Raw genomic sequence first — 16479 nt, forward strand, 5'->3', positions numbered from 1 at the left:
GAGCGTACCGACCTTTTGACCCCGAAAAGTTGCCAAAATTCACCTCGGCATAGGACTTAACTCCCTGCACAATATTCGAAAATGCGCGATAATTGCGGTGTAAGAGAAACAATCTATGTAGGAGGCCCTTTATGGCTGTTACTGAAACTGATGTCCGCGCTGCAGCTCCCGCAAATGCTCCTGAAGAGGTAGTTAAGTGGGTTGCTAAGGTCGCGGCAATGACGACTCCGGAATCTATTGAGTTCTGTGACGGTTCCCAAGAGGAATGGGACCGCTTGTCGCAACTGCTGGTTGATGCCGGAATCTTTACCCGTTTGAACCCTGAGAAGCGCCCGAACTCGTTCTTGGCGCGCTCGCTGCCGTCTGACGTGGCGCGTGTGGAATCCCGCACCTTCATCTGCTGCGAAAAGGAAGAGGACGCTGGCCCCACGAACCACTGGGCTGACCCCAAGGAAATGAAGGAAACCCTGATTGGGGAAAATGGCGTGTTCCAGGGCGCGATGAAGGGCCGCACCATGTACGTGGTGCCGTTCTCGATGGGTCCGCTGGGCGGCCCGATTTCCCAGCTGGGCATCGAGCTGACCGACTCCGCCTACGTGGTGTTGAACATGCGCATCATGACGCGCATGGGTGCCAAGGCGATGGACCTGATTAACTCGGGCAAGCCGTGGGTTCCGGCAGTTCACTCCGTGGGCGCGCCGCTCGAACCGGGCCAGAAGGACACGAACTGGCCGTGCAACGAAACCAAGTACATCACCCACTTCCCCGAGACCAACGAGATTTGGTCCTACGGTTCGGGTTACGGCGGCAACGCCCTGCTGGGCAAGAAGTGCTTCGCGCTGCGTATCGCCTCCACCATGGCGCGCCGCGACGGCTGGATGGCCGAGCACATGCTGATTCTGCGTCTGACGGACGAAAAGACCGGCAAGCGCTACCACGTGACGGCGGCTTTCCCGTCTGCCTGCGGCAAGACGAACCTGGCTATGTTGCAGCCCACTATCAAGGGCTACAAGGTCGAAACCATCGGCGACGATATCGCCTGGATGCGTCCCGGCCCGGACGGCACCTTGCGCGCCATCAACCCGGAGGCGGGCTTCTTTGGTGTGGCGCCCGGCACGTCTTATGACACCAACCCGATGGCCATGGAGTCCATGAAGGAAAACACCATCTTTACCAACGTCGCCTTGACTGACGACGGCGATGTGTGGTGGGAAGGTATTGACGGCCCGACCCCGAGCCACCTCATTGACTGGCACGGCAAGGACTGGACGCCGGAATCCGGCGAAAAGGCAGCCCACCCGAACAGCCGCTTCACTGCTCCGGCCGCGCAGTGCCCGATTATCTGCCCCGACTGGGAGGCTCCCGAGGGCGTGCCGATTGACGCCGTATTGTTCGGTGGCCGCCGCGCCTCGAACGTGCCGCTGGTGACCGAGCAGAAGAACCCGGCTCACGGCGTGTTCATCGGTGCGAACGTGTCCTCCGAACAGACCGCTGCCGCAGAAGGCGCGGTTGGCTCGCTGCGTCATGATCCCTTCGCGATGCTGCCGTTCTGCGGCTACAACATGGCGGACTACTGGGGTCACTGGCTAGAGATGCAAGAGAAGCTGGGCGACAAGTTCCCGCGCGTCTACCACGTCAACTGGTTCCGCAAGACGCCTGACGGCAAGTTCATGTGGCCCGGCTACGGCGAGAACTCCCGCGTGCTCGACTGGGTGGTCAAGCGCGTGTCCGGCCAGGTTGACGCCATTGAGGGTCCGACTGGGTTCTACCCGAAGTTCGAGGACTTCAACCTGGAGGGCTTGGACATCGACAAGGCCGCCTGGGATGCCCTGTTTGAGATTAACCCCGAGGCTTGGCTGGCTGAGACCGAAGATACCGAAAAGTACTTCGCTCAGTTCGGCGACAAGCTCCCGGCTCAACTTAAGGCAGAGCTGGAAGGCTTGCGTGAGCGCCTCAAGGCCGCTAAGTAGTTAGTGCTCATGGGGCACTGACCCATTAATATTTTGGCGGGCAGTCACCATTCGGTGACTGCCCGCCTTTGTATGCCAATAGTTTGCCAAAAAGCCTAAACCTCGGGCCGGGCACAGTGCAGACGTGGCCCTAGTAAACCGTGAGTTTGGCGTTGCCGTCCGACCAGGAAACGACCACGTCATATCCGGACAGTTTGAAAATCTTGGAGCGAACAACCAGACGGAACTGCAAGCCTTGATCGGCCAAAGTGACCCGGCTGATGGACAGGCGGTTGGTGTCGGTGTCCTCAAAATGCCCGTCGTCGAAGATACGCTGCCAGATTCCGGCGCGTTTCACCTGCCACTCATAGGTCGTGTCGAACAGGGAGCCGTCAGGGTCCATAATAGGTGCTGCCTCAAACGAGACGCGCGACCCCACCGGGACTTTTGCGCTGGACGGCATATTCTTTAGACCCTGCACCGCCACCCGCACCGGTTCAGAAGTGGCGGTACCTTCAGAAGAAATCGCTATCAGGCGGTATTCGGTGTTCTTCGAGCGCTCCCATGACCAGATTCCATCGGGGGTGTAAGTTTCCTGGTTCGCCCCGGGGATGTCCCTCCAGGTTTCGGCATGATCACGTTCCTGCCACTGATATTTCGGCACCGGCCAAGCCGAAACTTGCATTCGGATGGGGCTAGCCAGCTTGTATCCCACCCCGGTCAGGGGCTGTTCCATCAGCTGAATTTGAGGGGCGCTTTTCTCTAGGGGAGTCAGCGGGTCGAACAGCGCCACCTGATATTCGTAGGTACTCTTTGGGGAGTGCTTAACCCCCTCAATCTTGACTTTATATACCAGGTTTTCCTGGCCCACCGGCTTCCGTTCTATCGTGGGGAACTTCATCAGCAGGGTGGAATAGTCTGCAATGGCGCGGGGCGTGAATGTAATTCCCCGTTCACCGGGGTGAATGGTGGTGAGAGGAACCGGGTGTCCGGTCGGGTCAATAATGGTGGCTTTCGCGGTGGAGAGGTCCGCGTTCAGCACCGAGAAGCTCCAACGTTCCACGTCCATCCCCGAGTTGGTTTCCCCTACCGAGGTCAGCAGTTGTTTGGGAAAGAACCCGGCGGAGGGCCAGCTCATCCATTCTGGGGAAGGGGCTTGGGAATCATGCATGGCTTCGGCGGGCAGCCCCGGATAGGGTTCACCGGTGCGAACCGAGATAGCGGTATAGCCTGCCACGGCCCCGATAGAAGTCAGGGACAACTGCGGATCCATCATAAACAGGCGGTGCCCGAGCTGGTCATTGGTGGGGTTGGATTGGCTGGAATAATCCATGTAGTACCATAGGGCAGTTTCTGCAGAAGTTTGTGAGATGGATTGGGCGAGGTTGGAATGTCTTGCCCCGCGCACCGCATCATCGGTAGCACAAGCAAACCCCTCTACCGCCGGATAGTGTGACAGTTTGCCGTTGCGGGCGCTGACCATTGCGGCGGCTTGAGTGTAGGGAGCGATTGCTCCCGAAGTGTCCAAGGTGACGGCGTTTAAGCCGTTGAGACCGCGCATAAAATTCCAGGCCTCAACGATGGGGCGAATACCGTCTGTCACCGCTTGGCCAGGGTCGCATTTTTCCAGGTCCACCCCGACACTCATGGCGGGACGAATCATGTTTTTTTCGTAATGTGCCAGGTAGGCGCGGCGAACTTCAGATTTAGAAGTCGTGTCGATAAAGTTGTTGTCCGGTGGTGCCGGCTGGTGCAGCTCGGCGGAGTGGACTCGGTCGGGGGTTTTTGTCGCGCCGAATCTGGTGCCATGCCCGCTAGCGGGAGCTTCCAGCACGCACGCCACGAGGATACTGACGATGGAGACGAATGCCAGCAATGGCGTCAGTTTAGTGTCTAACGCACGGCGCATCGTTCAGCCCTCCCCTCGCAAAACGGCAACGCCCCGGCCTCCTTCCAATCTGACAAAGACCAGGTGATTTGGGCACACTTTCCCTCTTTAATCGTATCGACCTTCATGAGTCGTGAATGAGAATTATATATCGTGACTTCATGCAGGTTTGACCAGCAAAAGGGAGTTGGGTCCGCTGTTTCCTTTGCGCGGGTTTACCCTTGGCTTTTGCGCTGAGAGGGAGTGCAAAAGGTCGTGTGGGCGTGGTGCCGGTGAGGCTTGTGTGATATAAATCACAAGTAGAAAGGGCGATTAGACCTGACAATTTCGATGGTGACAAAGCCCGCCGGAAAACTCCACAATTTTACCCAATCGGGGAATTCGAGGTATCTTTCAGAAGGTAAACTCATTTTTTGCGCATTTAAAAGGAGTAAGACTTAGTGGCTGAAGCAAACCAAAAACTCGTGATTGTCGAGTCCCCGGCGAAAGCCCGAACCATTGGGAGGTTTCTTGGCGACGACTTCGACGTGGAGGCATCGGTGGGTCACATTCGTGACCTCGCGCAGCCGTCTGACCTTCCCGCCGCGTTGAAAAAGACCGGCTACGCGAAGTTCGCGGTTGACCTGGATCACGACTTCGAGCCGTATTACGTGGTTGACGGGGATAAGAAAAAGAAAGTCAGCGAGCTGAAAGCCCGGCTGAAAGAAGCTGACGAACTCCTGCTGGCCACTGATGAGGACCGCGAGGGAGAGGCTATTGCCTGGCACCTACTGGAGGTGCTGAAACCGAAAGTCCCCGTAAAACGCATGGTGTTTCACGAGATTACTAGGGACGCTATCAACCACGCCCTGAGCCACCCCCGCGAGCTAGACACCGACCTGGTCAATGCCCAAGAGACTCGCCGTATCCTCGACCGCCTGGTCGGATACGAAGTCTCCCCCCTGCTATGGCGCAAGATTCGTACCGGCTTGTCGGCGGGACGGGTGCAGTCGGTGGCGACCCGGATGGTCGTCGACCGGGAACGCGACAGGATGAGTTTTACCTCTGCTGAATACTGGGATTTGGTGGCCTGGCTGACTCCCGAGGCGGGCGGCACCGAGTTCTCCGCCACCTTGCGGGAGGTGGATGGCAAACGCATTGCGACCGGCAAAGACTTTGACGAGCACGGAAAGCTCAAGTCCGCGGCACAAAAGGCCGGGGTGTTTGCGCTGGATGGTGCCACGGCGCGAAAGCTGGCTGATGCCATCAGCACGGGCGCGACCTGGTCGGTCGACGACGTAGACTCCAAGCCGTATCGGCGCCGTCCCCCCGCCCCGTTCACGACGTCTTCCCTGCAGCAAGAAGCGTCCCGGAAACTACGGTTGAACTCGCGAGACACGATGCGCGTGGCGCAGTCTCTGTACGAAAACGGTTACATCACCTATATGCGTACCGACTCGGTCAACCTGTCTGAACAGGCTATTTCCGCGGCTCGGTCCCTGGCGGTGAGCCGCTTCGGCAAGGACGCAGTACCGGCTAAACCCCGCATCTATGAGACAAAAACGAAGGGAGCGCAGGAGGCTCACGAAGCTATCCGCCCCGCGGGGGAGCAGTTCCAGCTGCCCTCGAGTCTGGAAGGCAAACTCAATGCGCGCGAGTGGAAACTGTACAACCTCATCTTCCGGCGCACCCTGGCTTGCCAAATGAACGATGCCACCGGCACCACCGTGTCGGTGAAGATTGCGGCGACTCCTGGTGATGGCTCGGTTCACGCCGAGTTTGGGGCATCCGGAACGGTGATTGAAAATCCCGGTTTCCTCGCCGCTTACGAGGAAGGCCGGGATGAGGGCGATGAACCCGCGGTGACTTCCGGTGAGGGCAAGACCGGCGAGGCGAGACTGCCGCGGATGCAAGTCACCGACCGGCTAAATCTCAATAACCTGGACTCTGGCGAGGACCGTCAGCATTTCACGACCCCGCCTGCCCGCTACACGGATGCCTCGCTGGTCAAAGCGATGGAAGAACGCGAGATCGGGCGACCCTCGACCTATGCCTCCACGATTTCTACCATTGTGGACCGGCAGTATGTGTATCGCCGCGGACAGGCTCTGGTGCCGTCGTGGCTGGCATTTTCCGTGGTGAAACTGCTGGAAGAAAACCTGCCCGGGCTCATCGATTACGACTTCACGGCCGATATGGAAGCCGATTTGGATAAAATCGCGGCCGGGCAAGCCGACCGCACCCAGTGGTTAAAGGACTTTTGGTACGGTCACGGTAAAGGCTCTGACCTGCAAGGATTAGGGCTACAACGCGCGGTGGCGGAGCTGGGGGATATTGACGCTGCCGCCCTGAACACGGTGGAGCTGGGCGAAGGAATCGCCCTGCGTGTGGGACGCTACGGCCCCTACCTGCAGCGCGGCGAAGAACGCGCTTCGGTTCCCGATACGGTGGCTCCCGATGAGCTGACTCTGGAGATGGCTCGGGAACTGTTGGAGAAAGGTGCCCAAGGCGACCGGGTGGTGGGGATACACCCCGAAACCGGACTTCAGATTGTCGCCAAGAACGGCAGATTTGGTCCTTACGTGGAGGAACTGGCCCCGGAACCGGAAGCCGAAGCGGATAGCGAAACCAAGGCAAAAAAAGCCGCGAAAAAGAAACCCAAGAATCGGACGGCCTCCCTGCTGAAAACTCAGTCCCCGGACACGATTACCCTGGAGGAAGCCCTGCAACTGTTGAGCCTGCCGCGCACGGTCGGTCAGGACAGCGAAGGCGTGGACATTGTGGCATCTAACGGGCGGTACGGGCCGTACATCAAGCGCGGTACCGACACGCGCTCACTGGAAAGCGAGGAACAGCTGTTCACGCTGACGACCGAACAGGCATTGGCGTTGCTGGCGGCGCCGAAAACTCGCGGGCGGGCGGCGACATCGCAAACGGTGATGATGGAGTTCGGCGAGGATCCCGAAACAGGCCAGAAAGTCACCCTTAAGAACGGCCGCTACGGACCTTATGTGACGGACGGAACCACGAACGCGACCGTGCCGCGCGGCACCGACCCCGCCACGCTGACCGAAAGCTCCGCGTTTGAACTCTTGGCCATAAAACGCGCCAAAGGTCCCACCAAGAAACGCAAAACGCCGGCTCGCAAAACTACGGCGAAGAAAACTACTGCAAAGACCAAGAAAAAGTAAGCGAAAACCTGCTGGTCTCGACCCCCAACAGCGAGACCACGCCTAGGGGAACCTGTGGAATAGAAAGAAGATGAGCCGCTTGGCCAGTAAAACCTTCTATTCACTGCGGTTCGCGAATTTTCGGCTATGGTTTGTCTCGAATCTGTTTGCGGCGACCGCGATGTGGATGCAGCGTGTCGCCCAGATTTGGGTGGTCCTGGTCGTTTTGACCGACAACGATGCGTTCGCGGTCGGGATGACCACCGCCCTGCAGTTCCTGCCCCAGCTGATTTTCGGTTTCTTTGGCGGGGCGTTGGCGGATTGGATGGATCGGCGCATGATGCTGCAAATTACCCAATTCGGGGTGGCCTTGCTGGGGTTGATTCTGGGGTTGTTGCTGCTGACTGGCTCGGCGCAGCTGTTTGAGATTTACCTCATCGCGTTCGTGACCGGCATTTTTGATGCCCTGGCGATTTCCCAGCGCCAAACTTTCATCTCAGAGCTGGTCCCGGCGGAGTGCCTGCCCAACGCGGTGGGGCTGAACTCGATGGCTTTCAACATTGCCCGCCTCATTGGTCCTGCCCTGGCGGGGGTGCTTATTGCGGTGCTGGGGCCGGGCTGGGTGTTCGTCATCAACACGGTCATTTTCGTGATTCCGGTGGTGACTTTGGCGCTGATGCGCAGGGATAATTTCTTTGTGGTCAAGCGCGGGGTGCGGCGTCGTGGCATGATTCGGGAGGGTTTCGCCTACGTGCAATCCCGCTCCGACCTGAAAGCCATCATCTTCCTGATTACCCTGACCGGTGCTTTCGGGTTCAACCTGCAGATGACCCAGGCTTTCATGGCCACCGATGTGTATGCCAAAGGGCCGGGCGAGTACGGTTTGCTGGGGACGATGCTGGCGGTCGGTTCTCTCTCGGGCGCGCTGTTGGCGGCGCGGCGCACTCACCCGCGTTTCGCGATGGTCATTTCCGGGGTTTTCTTTTTTGGATTGGCCGAGGCGCTTTTGGCGCTGTGCCCGACCTATTGGGCTTTTGCGGTCATGTCCATACCCGCCGGGTTCTTCATGATTACCCTGCTGACCGCGGCAAACGCCCTGATTCAAACGTCTACGCCCGAAAGTTTACGAGGGCGGGTCCTCTCGATTTACTTCGTGTTCAACCTGGGTGCCACGCCCATCGGGTCCCCGCTGGTGGGCTGGGTTGGAAAGACTTTCGGAGCCCGTTGGAGCATCGGTTTGGGGGCGCTGGCCTGCATGGGCGCGGCGATAGCGGTGTTTATCTGGGCGCTGTTTGCTTGGCAGCTGCGGTTTTCCTGGCAGCGCCGGTGGCCGTTCTTGCTGATGGAAGGCCCTCGGGAACGCCACTACGACTGCGGGCCGAGCCCGCTGCAGACCGTCTATCCCGTAGACCCCGGCTATTACGGTCCCGAATCGGAGCCGACCGAGGACGCTAGCGAGGCCCCTCGGGAAAACCCGGCCGAGAACACTTCGGAAAACCCCAGCGGCGACCCTTCTGACGAAACCGGGGAGAACCCTGATAGCGGCCCCGACGAACAGTGATTTAATCCAGTCCGAGTTCTTTGCGCAGGCGGGCGACATGCCCGGTCGCCCGCACGTTGTATTTCGCGGAAACCAGCGTGCCATCCGGGCTGACTACGAACGTGGAGCGCACCACCCCGAGCTTTTTCGTCAGGGGTTTCACCTGCCACACGCCGTAGTCAGACAGGACTGTATGCTCCGGGTCGGAGCCCAAGGCGAAGTTCAGGGTCTGTTTGTCGCGGAACTTTTCCAGGGCGGGCATTTGGTCCGGGCTAATCCCGATGACCGTGTATCCCGCGGATTTCAGGGAGTTCAGGGAATCGCGGAAGTCACAAGCCTCCGTGGTGCAGCCCGGGGTCATCGCGCGGGGGTAAAAGTACACGACCACCCCGGCTTTCGCGGCTTGACGAGCCTCGGCCAGGTGGAAGGTTCCTGCGGTGGTTTCGATTGTAAAGTCCGGGGCCGCATCGCCCACGTTGAGTTTCTGTTCCATGTTTCTATCCTACGACCCGCCCGGCATTTCGCCCTGCCCGGCGACCCCGCAACGCACCGTAACGGCACCGGAAACCGGAGCCAACCCCTTGTGAAGCAAGCGAGTGCGACTACTGTTCAGCGATGGTGACCAACAAATCCTCAGGATGGACGGTGTAGCGAATCAGCGCGCCGCTGGCATCGTAGCGTGGCGGAAGGACGGCGGGCGTTTCGTACTGGCCATCAGCGCCACGGCGGCGAAAACCGATTAGCACTTCGTTCTTTTGGGCCGTGAGCGCCAACATTTCAAAAAAGTTGAAGGCTTTGGGGGAATCGGAAAATCCCAGGTAGGAGCCAGCTTTGCGCATATAGAGTTCGGAACCGTTGGGGCTGAGCAACTCCCGGAAAACTAGGTACAAATCGCGGCTCTCTGAGATTTGCGCAATAATCAGGGCGGTAACGCTGGTGCCCACCACATAATCCTCGTTGCCGGTGTATTCGGCGAGTCTCCGATTTTGCTCAAGGTTCATTTCACAGGTGATGGAGTAAGGCTCGGACGCCAGGGTACAGAGTTGACGGACATAAAGGAGGCGCGAAAGCGTTTTTTCATCCGCCAGACTCATCCGGTTGTACAAGTCGTCCGGGTCGGGGTGTGCCTCGTCGGCTTGTTCCCACTGGAAGTCGGACAGCAGCAAAATGCTGCGAGTGCAGTCCCAGCTGGGGCCGCAGCCCGCGGACGCGGGTTCAGGAGTGGGCAGCCACTTCGCCAGTTCCTCATAGGAATCGATATTGCAAGCCGCGTAGCGAACATCGAGACCTTTGGGGCAAAAATTATTCGCTTGGGCAATCTTAGAGGCATTGTCCAACACCAGAATTGAAGCATTGTCGCTGAGGAATCCGCTAAAGCCCTCCAGCACGGAGGGGAGCAGGTCGTTAGCCCCGATAATGACGATGTTGCCCCGTGGTTTATCCGGAACCGTCCAGGGCTTCGGGTCATTTGACCAATCGCAGACTTTCTCGGTCAGTTCCTCGACCCCGTTGTCCTCCTCAACCAGATAGAGTTTCTCAAAACCGCGCAGCGTTCCCGGATTTGTTTCGTTGACTATGGAGGGAAACAGCAGACTGTGAGGAATTTGCCGGCGATTGAGTTTGTCGTCCACGCTCAGCCGCGGCGCGTCTTGACTCGTATAGCCGCCGATAGCCACCGCATTCTTAAGGTATTGATTGATTTCATAAATCGGGATGTTCTCAAGAGGTAGGGGGGTGCCGTTAAGCCGCAGGTTTGCGGTATCGGCGGAGTAAATTTCGCTATCTTGGTAGTTGAACAGCATGTTAAATACTTGGGATAGCCCCGGCTGGCGAGCGGAATTCGCCATGATTCTGGACATAAATTCTTCGTAGCAAATGACTTCGAGAAACTCTCCGCCGGCGATATAAGCGGCATTAATGTTCTTTTTCTGGTGAATAACCGCTGTGATATGAGGCCCGGGGCGCCGCGGTTGGTTTTGTTCCGACCCGGCCGCCACGTTTTCCAGATACTTCCGGCAAGCCATAATGGCTTTGATGGTGTAAAAGTCACTGTTGGCGTTGATGATGACGGAATGGCAGTGTTCCAGGGAGCACATCGCCAAATCGTTTTCGGCGTAAATTTCGCCTTTGCGGCAAATGACCCGAGTGTGTTTTTGGTACTTACGCTGCGAGGTTCCGTCTTGCAGACCCAAGCGAAACCGGTTGTGGATAGTGTCCTCCAGCTCTCGCGGGTCATGGTCCGAGGAAAGAATCACCACAGTTTTCTTGGGTTCACTGAGGTTGGCCAGAAAAAGCTGTTCCAAAATATTGAACGCGATTTCGTTGAAGCCCAAGAGGACGGTGTGGTTACGTTCCAGGACATGAGATTTACCCTGATTGAGCATATCCATATAGTTTTCCAGGCCGTTATTGATAATCCCGATAAACGTGGCCAAGAAAAAAATGCCGTACAGAGTGGCTAACAACATGAAAAACACGAAAACTTTTGAATAGACTTCTTCGTCCCCGTTGAGGTTTCCGGGGTCAAAAGTCCGCATCAGCGTGACCCACAGCTGTTTGCCCGGATCCATCGGCGTGCGCTCAAAGATACGGGTCAACACAAAAATTATGAAAATAAACACGATGCTGAGCAGACCCAGCAGGAAAATTTTCCCCAACATGCCTTTGGACATGAGGTTGTCGAAACGGTATTTAAACCGCTCACCCAGCCCCGGTTTTTCATGTTCTGCCATTTGATTGTTCCTCACTAGGGATACGTGTCGCGAGCATCGCTCGCACCGTTACAGTTTAGGTCCGGGGTGGGTACGGTTAACCGGTTTTCGCGAAGTTTAGTACCCGGAGGCGGACAGAGGTTTGATGTGGCGCAAGATCAACGCCAGGATGATGACCACAACTGCCAGGGAGCCAGAAATCGCCACTACGCCCGGCCAGCCCAGGGCGGTCCAACCAAAACCAGCCAAAGTGCCGAAAATCGAGCCGCCGGCATAGTAAACAATCGAGTAGGCTGACGAAGCCTGGCCGGTGGCGCCTACCCCGGACACCGCTCGGGCCGTAACCCAGCCGGTCGCGACGGAATGAACCGCAAAAAACCCGATGGTAAACACCACCAGACCCGCGAAAATCGCCCACAACGGCTTGGCCAACATCATCAAAATCCCCACCAGATAGATGATGCCGGCGACCGGAACTACTGCCCGCCTGCCAAAACGAGAAGCCAGGCTGCCCGCTGTGGAAGCCGCAAACGAGCCGAACAGGTTGACCAGGAAAATCAGGGAAACAATCCAGGTCGCCATAAAGTAGGGCGCGCCGGTCAAACGGTAGGGCATCATGTTGAGGATACTTTGATAAGCGCCCAGCGCGGTGCCGCCAATCACGAACAGCAGCAGCAAACCGGGTTCGGTCAGGACATCCTTGGTGTGTTGCATTAGGGCTTTCAGCCCCGGCTCGGCCTTAGAGAAACCCTCTTGTTTGGGCAAAAGCAGCCACACCAGCACTGTCCCGACCACGCCGATGCACCCCAGGATAGTGATGGTCATGTCCCAGCCCACCAGGTGAGACAGAAACCCGGAGAGAATCCGGCCCAACATACCGCCAATCGCGGTGCCGGCCACGTAGGAACCGGCCGCCTTGGGCAGCTCAGCTGAACAGATTTCTTCAGCCAGGTAAGCTGTGGCCACCGCGGGCAAACCCGCTAAAGCCATGCCTTGCACAAAACGCCCGACCATCAAAAAGCCCCAGTTCGGGGTAAAACCTAAGATGATACCCAGGAGGGAAGCCACGAACAGAGAAATCAAAATAATCGGACGGCGTCCCAGACGCTCCGAGGACGGCCCGATAAAGAACATCGAGATAGCCAACGCCAGGGTCGTCAGCGACAGTGCCAGCGAGGCTGTGACCGGGGGGATAGAGAAAAACTTCGAAATGTCCGGCAGTAGCACCTGCACCTCATAAATCTGGGCGAAAGTCACGAAACCGGCTACGAACAGGGCAAACTTGATGCGCCGGTATTCCGGGTCGTGACTGGTGTAGCCGGTGAAAGCCGCTTGGGCGGTAGGGCGCAGCGCAGTCAGGGGCAGTTTCTCGACCGGAACGGGAATGCCGCCCGGTTCGGTGCGGGCGGCATCAATCATGGCAGGGTCGGGGGAAGCCAGGATACTGTCGGGCTGACGAGGACCAGGAGCCTTAGATTTGCGAACTGACGACATACGGCCAGTATATTCCTCAGCCGCGCGCCCGCTGACATTGCGAAACCGCGCTTATCAGGCCGCACCGCAGATGCGGGCCGCGGGTGCCCTACCGTTTCAGGCGGGGCAGCGTGACTCGTGCAGGGACGAGGGACTACTCGGTGTACAGCGGAGCGAGCCGCGCATAGAAACGCGACGAGAAATCCTCAAAATCCTGCGCCATGCCCTGAGCGGTATCCGTGGAATCCGCCAGGGAGAGCGCCAAAACGGCGTTGCCTTCCGGGACGTAACACACGTCCAAAGTCTGGCTGACCCGATTCCGAGTCACGGTTTGGCGGTATCCGCTCGGGCAAGATACGGCGGGATCATTGAACTTGAGAGTCATCTTCACGGTGCCGGTCGGGGCGCTCACTGTCACTTCCTCGCAGTTCCTGGTCATCGTGTCCAGATTGTTAATCATCGACCGCACATCCTGCTCGGAGGGGGCCAGGAACACCTGAGCTGCGGCCTTTCCGTCAGGCGCTTGGGCCGCCAGGGAGGGCCAGTGCAGCAGGGGAAGGTTGAAAGAATTGCGCATCATGGCTTGGCAGCCGGAACCGGCGGGCTCAAACTTCAGTCCGGCCGGATTTTTCAGGTCGCGTACCTGGTCCCCGGCCAGGTCAACCTGTTGGCGCAGCTGGGTAGATTCGTCCTCGTTGAACGGTGTGAGCGAGTGCCCCGCCAGTTTCAGGTCGGCAAAAATGGCGGCCGTCGCACCGATGTCAGGAGAGCCGGGCGCCGGTTTCGCGTCAACTTTGCTTTGATCTGAGGCGCATCCGGTTAGGCTCAGCGTCACCAGGCCGGCCGCGGCAATCATCGAAATAAGCTGGCGTTTCATTGGGCACCTCCGGGGGCTTGTGTGGGGTCTGGCGTGCTGGGCGGGGGAGTCCCGGGTGAGGAGTCCTCCGTTGGTGTTTCTGTCGGGAGTTCGACCGGCTGGCCGAGCCCGGAGGGCGAAACCGTCACGGAAACGTCCCCCTCAAGACTTGTGGGGTCGCCCGAAACGGCGGCAGGAGCGGAAACGTGAGATGCGGCCTCGGGAGCCCCCCGTAATACCATGTGGTCCTCGCGCACCGGCAGCAGCATCAGCAATCCGATCAGCAGCACCAAGCCGATCCCGAGGATGCCCCAGTATTGAGCCTGCTCGTGAATCGCCATCATCGGGCCGCCCGGACCCGTCGTCACGGACAGCAAAGCGGGCGGAATAAACGGGGTAAAGTGCTGGCCCAGGCTGATGAACAGGGTAAACATCAGGGGAGCCAGCCACGTCACCGAGCGACCCGTCGTCTGGTAGAGCCCGAACACCTCGCCCTCGTGGCCCTCGGGAATGCGCCGCGCCAGGAAAGAACGGGAAGCCGACTGGGCTGGGCCGACCCACAGCGTCATGAACAGCCCAATCGTCCACATGATGATTTTGCCTTGGGCGTGCAGGGCGAAAACCCCCAAACAGCAGGCTACCAGCATGATGAGGGAGAAAATCATGACTTTCTTGGGGCCGATTTTGTCGTCAAAGAATCCCATCAACGTTGTGGCGATACCGGCCGCAACGTTGGCGACGACCGCGAAAATAATGACTTCTCCGGGAGAGAAACCGAAAGTCACCGCGGCGATTATGCCGCCGAACGTAAAGACGCCGGACAGCCCATCGCGGAAAATCGCGGAGGCAAACAGGAAATACAGCACGTTCGGGGCGTTGCGAAACAGCCAGGCGATGGTTTGGAACAGCTTTTTGTAGGAAGTGAAAATGGACTCGTGCGGCAGATTTTCGCTGCCCGGCACGACCCGCCCCCGCACGGTGAACAGCACCGGCACAAAGAAAATCAGCGACCACGCGGCCGCGACCAGCATCGCGACTCGCACCCCCATGCCGTTTGAAGTATCCAAGCCGGTGAAGTTATTTTCCGAGATGAACCCGAAGTTCAGGAACATCAACAGGACAATTCCGCCGAAATACCCGCTGGCCCAGCCGATACCGCTGATTTTTCCGATGTTGTCGGCGTTGGAAATCCGAGTCAGCATGGCGTAATAGTTCACGGTGGCGAACTCGAAGAACATGGTCATCAACGCCAGCAGACCTACGCCCAACCACAGGAAGTTCGGGTGCGGCGCTACAAAGAACATCGCCGCCAGGCAAGCGATGATGATTGCCGAAAACACTCCCAGCCAGAACGTCCCTTTGCCGCGCCGATCCGCGCGCTGCCCCGTGATGGGGGCAGTCAGCGCCACGATAATCCCCGCGACGGTCATCCCGGTTGAAACGGCCTGTGAAGAGGCGGTTTGGTTGCCAAAAGCGGCCCCGGTCAGGTAGACCGTGAACACGAAAGTCGTCGCGACCGCGTTGACAGAGGCGCCGCCGGCATCCCACATGCACCAAGTTAGTTTTTGAAGAAATCCGCCTTCTTTTGTCATTGTTTTCCCTTTCAAGGAGCTGCGGCTAAAACGGTCCCCCGGACCGTTTTTTGACGCCTTCGCGCCCGGCCCGCGATGGCTCATGCGCTTCGCGCTGCCATTGCGCCCACATACACCAGGTTAACTTTTGTATGAATTCGCCTGGTTTTGGCATATCTCTCCCCTTTGATGACTTTACTGTTAACCTACCGGTTTTACGTTAGGGATTTGTTAAGTTCTCTCGTGTTATTTAGGGTGTTCGTTGCACAAGGGTGGGGACGTTAGTGGTGCGGGGAGTGCTGGAATTCGGCGAGGGCCAGGTCAGCGGGAGTGGTGATTTTGTAGGCGGAGCGATCGCCGTCTACGGTCACGACTGGCAGATTCGCGGCTTCATAAAGCGCTGCATCATCGGAAAATGCCGTGGACTCAGTAAGCGATTGCTCGGCAAACCGCTCGTGTAGTGCAGCCAACTCATGCAGGTAAAAGCCTTGTGGCGTCTGGATTGCTCGCAAAGTTGCGCGGTTCGGGGTGGCAGTGACGACCTCGACAGGCTCGTCGGGATGGGTCCGCGCAGCTACGACCTTGATTGTGTCGGTGACGGGCAGGGCGGGAACAACGGCCCGATGACCGTCCTGTAAAGCCGCCACCACGCGGTCAAACACTGCGGGTGGAGTGAAAGGGCGAGCCGCGTCATGAACCAGAACCAGGTCATCTTCTTGCACCGGGTCAACCATGTTTACCAGTGCTCGTATGGCTGCCGCCACCGAGCCTTGTCGCGAAGAACCGCCGGGGACAACCGCAGCGGGGACGCCACAACCGGAAACCTCCGACTGAAAACGGTCGCGCTGCGCCGGCGGCGCGCTGACAACGACGAAATCGCAGCTGGGCAGACCTTTTAAAGCCCACTCCAGCAATGGGCGGTGCGCTACGGGAACTAGCGCTTTGGGCATGTCGCAACCGAGCCGAGTTCCCGACCCTGCCGCAGTCAGCACCACAAAAAGTCTCACCATGCCAATTTACCCCCAATATTTTCCCCTGGTTTCGGCATAAATCCTATTAATTCGTCTCGGTGTGCCATATATGGCACACCGAGACGTTTAAATAGGTTTTATTCAACGTTATCCGAGAAATTTAGGGGCTGTTTGTTACCGGGGCTTCGGGGCGCGCGTGGTTTAAAGGTGAAAATAGGGCAGTAGCTGCCAATAATGGCAGGTACGACCCAAATCCCACCTTATATCCGCAACCCAGCAAGTAGCCTCCTGATTCTCCCGCCCGAAATCCGGTGTCTATGCTCCGGATTTCTGCCCTGTTTAGGTGTGAAATCCCCTTGGTTTTTCGGAAT

10 protein-coding genes are annotated in these 16479 nt (G+C 58.2%); 3 read left to right on the forward strand and 7 right to left on the reverse strand.

Going from position 1 to position 16479, the window contains the following annotated elements; translation table 11 throughout:
- Positions 1–131 precede the first annotated feature (131 nt).
- A complete protein-coding gene (locus Q0V70_RS04490) occupies positions 132–1970 on the forward strand; it encodes a phosphoenolpyruvate carboxykinase (GTP) (RefSeq protein WP_296182908.1) in 1839 nt (612 codons plus the stop codon).
- A 130-nt stretch (positions 1971–2100) separates the two neighbouring features.
- Here Q0V70_RS04490 and Q0V70_RS04495 read toward each other — a convergent pair whose 3' ends face one another.
- A complete protein-coding gene (locus Q0V70_RS04495; RefSeq protein WP_297588884.1) occupies positions 2101–3825 on the reverse strand; it encodes a CAP domain-containing protein in 1725 nt (574 codons plus the stop codon).
- 452 nt (positions 3826–4277) lie between these two features.
- On the opposite strand from Q0V70_RS04495, the gene topA reads away from it, so the two are divergent.
- Both topA and Q0V70_RS04505 read left to right on the forward strand, forming a co-directional pair.
- Positions 4278–7007 carry a type I DNA topoisomerase gene (topA, locus tag Q0V70_RS04500; RefSeq protein ID WP_297588887.1) on the forward strand — a complete coding sequence of 910 codons (2730 nt, stop codon included), beginning with the start codon at positions 4278–4280 and terminating at the stop codon, positions 7005–7007.
- A 70-nt stretch (positions 7008–7077) separates the two neighbouring features.
- On the forward strand, positions 7078–8547 hold the full coding sequence (locus tag Q0V70_RS04505; protein ID WP_297588891.1) for an MFS transporter: 1470 nt from the start codon (positions 7078–7080) through the stop codon (positions 8545–8547).
- Position 8548: 1 nt separating this feature from the next.
- Here the strand turns inward: Q0V70_RS04505 and Q0V70_RS04510 are convergent, their stop codons facing one another.
- The 6 genes from Q0V70_RS04510 to Q0V70_RS04535 all read right to left on the reverse strand — a co-directional run bounded on the left by Q0V70_RS04510 (position 8549) and on the right by Q0V70_RS04535 (position 16147).
- Positions 8549–9019 (reverse strand): peroxiredoxin, encoded by a 471-nt coding sequence (locus Q0V70_RS04510; RefSeq protein ID WP_295028615.1) that lies wholly within the window; start codon positions 9017–9019, stop codon positions 8549–8551.
- A 109-nt stretch (positions 9020–9128) separates the two neighbouring features.
- Positions 9129–11258 (reverse strand): hypothetical protein, encoded by a 2130-nt coding sequence (locus tag Q0V70_RS04515; RefSeq protein WP_297588894.1) that lies wholly within the window; start codon positions 11256–11258, stop codon positions 9129–9131.
- 96 nt (positions 11259–11354) lie between these two features.
- Positions 11355–12731, reverse strand: coding sequence for an MFS transporter (locus tag Q0V70_RS04520; RefSeq protein ID WP_297588896.1), 1377 nt, complete (start codon positions 12729–12731; stop codon positions 11355–11357).
- A gap of 133 nt (positions 12732–12864) precedes the next feature.
- Positions 12865–13587, reverse strand: coding sequence for an ABC transporter (locus Q0V70_RS04525; protein ID WP_297588898.1), 723 nt, complete (start codon positions 13585–13587; stop codon positions 12865–12867).
- Positions 13584–15158, reverse strand: coding sequence for an MFS transporter (locus Q0V70_RS04530; protein ID WP_297588900.1), 1575 nt, complete (start codon positions 15156–15158; stop codon positions 13584–13586). Before Q0V70_RS04530 ends, Q0V70_RS04525 begins: the two co-directional genes overlap by 4 nt.
- A 260-nt stretch (positions 15159–15418) precedes the next feature.
- A complete protein-coding gene (locus tag Q0V70_RS04535) occupies positions 15419–16147 on the reverse strand; it encodes a 2-C-methyl-D-erythritol 4-phosphate cytidylyltransferase (RefSeq protein WP_297588903.1) in 729 nt (242 codons plus the stop codon).
- Positions 16148–16479 lie beyond the last annotated feature (332 nt).

The organism is uncultured Mobiluncus sp. (assembly GCF_947087965.1).
GTDB lineage: Bacteria > Actinomycetota > Actinomycetes > Actinomycetales > Actinomycetaceae > Mobiluncus.

What these genes read in the sequence shown, in the direction of transcription:
- Q0V70_RS04525 (WP_297588898.1), bottom strand. Translation starts at nt 13,587, where the DNA reads ATGAAACGCCAGCTTATTTCGATGATTGCCGCGGCCGGCCTGGTGACG.
- Q0V70_RS04520 (WP_297588896.1), bottom strand. Translation starts at nt 12,731, where the DNA reads ATGTCGTCAGTTCGCAAATCTAAGGCTCCTGGTCCTCGTCAGCCCGAC.
- Q0V70_RS04505 (WP_297588891.1), top strand. Translation starts at nt 7,078, where the DNA reads ATGAGCCGCTTGGCCAGTAAAACCTTCTATTCACTGCGGTTCGCGAAT.
- Q0V70_RS04515 (WP_297588894.1), bottom strand. Translation starts at nt 11,258, where the DNA reads ATGGCAGAACATGAAAAACCGGGGCTGGGTGAGCGGTTTAAATACCGT.
- Q0V70_RS04535 (WP_297588903.1), bottom strand. Translation starts at nt 16,147, where the DNA reads ATGGTGAGACTTTTTGTGGTGCTGACTGCGGCAGGGTCGGGAACTCGG.
- Q0V70_RS04490 (WP_296182908.1), top strand. Translation starts at nt 132, where the DNA reads ATGGCTGTTACTGAAACTGATGTCCGCGCTGCAGCTCCCGCAAATGCT.
- Q0V70_RS04510 (WP_295028615.1), bottom strand. Translation starts at nt 9,019, where the DNA reads ATGGAACAGAAACTCAACGTGGGCGATGCGGCCCCGGACTTTACAATC.
- Q0V70_RS04530 (WP_297588900.1), bottom strand. Translation starts at nt 15,158, where the DNA reads ATGACAAAAGAAGGCGGATTTCTTCAAAAACTAACTTGGTGCATGTGG.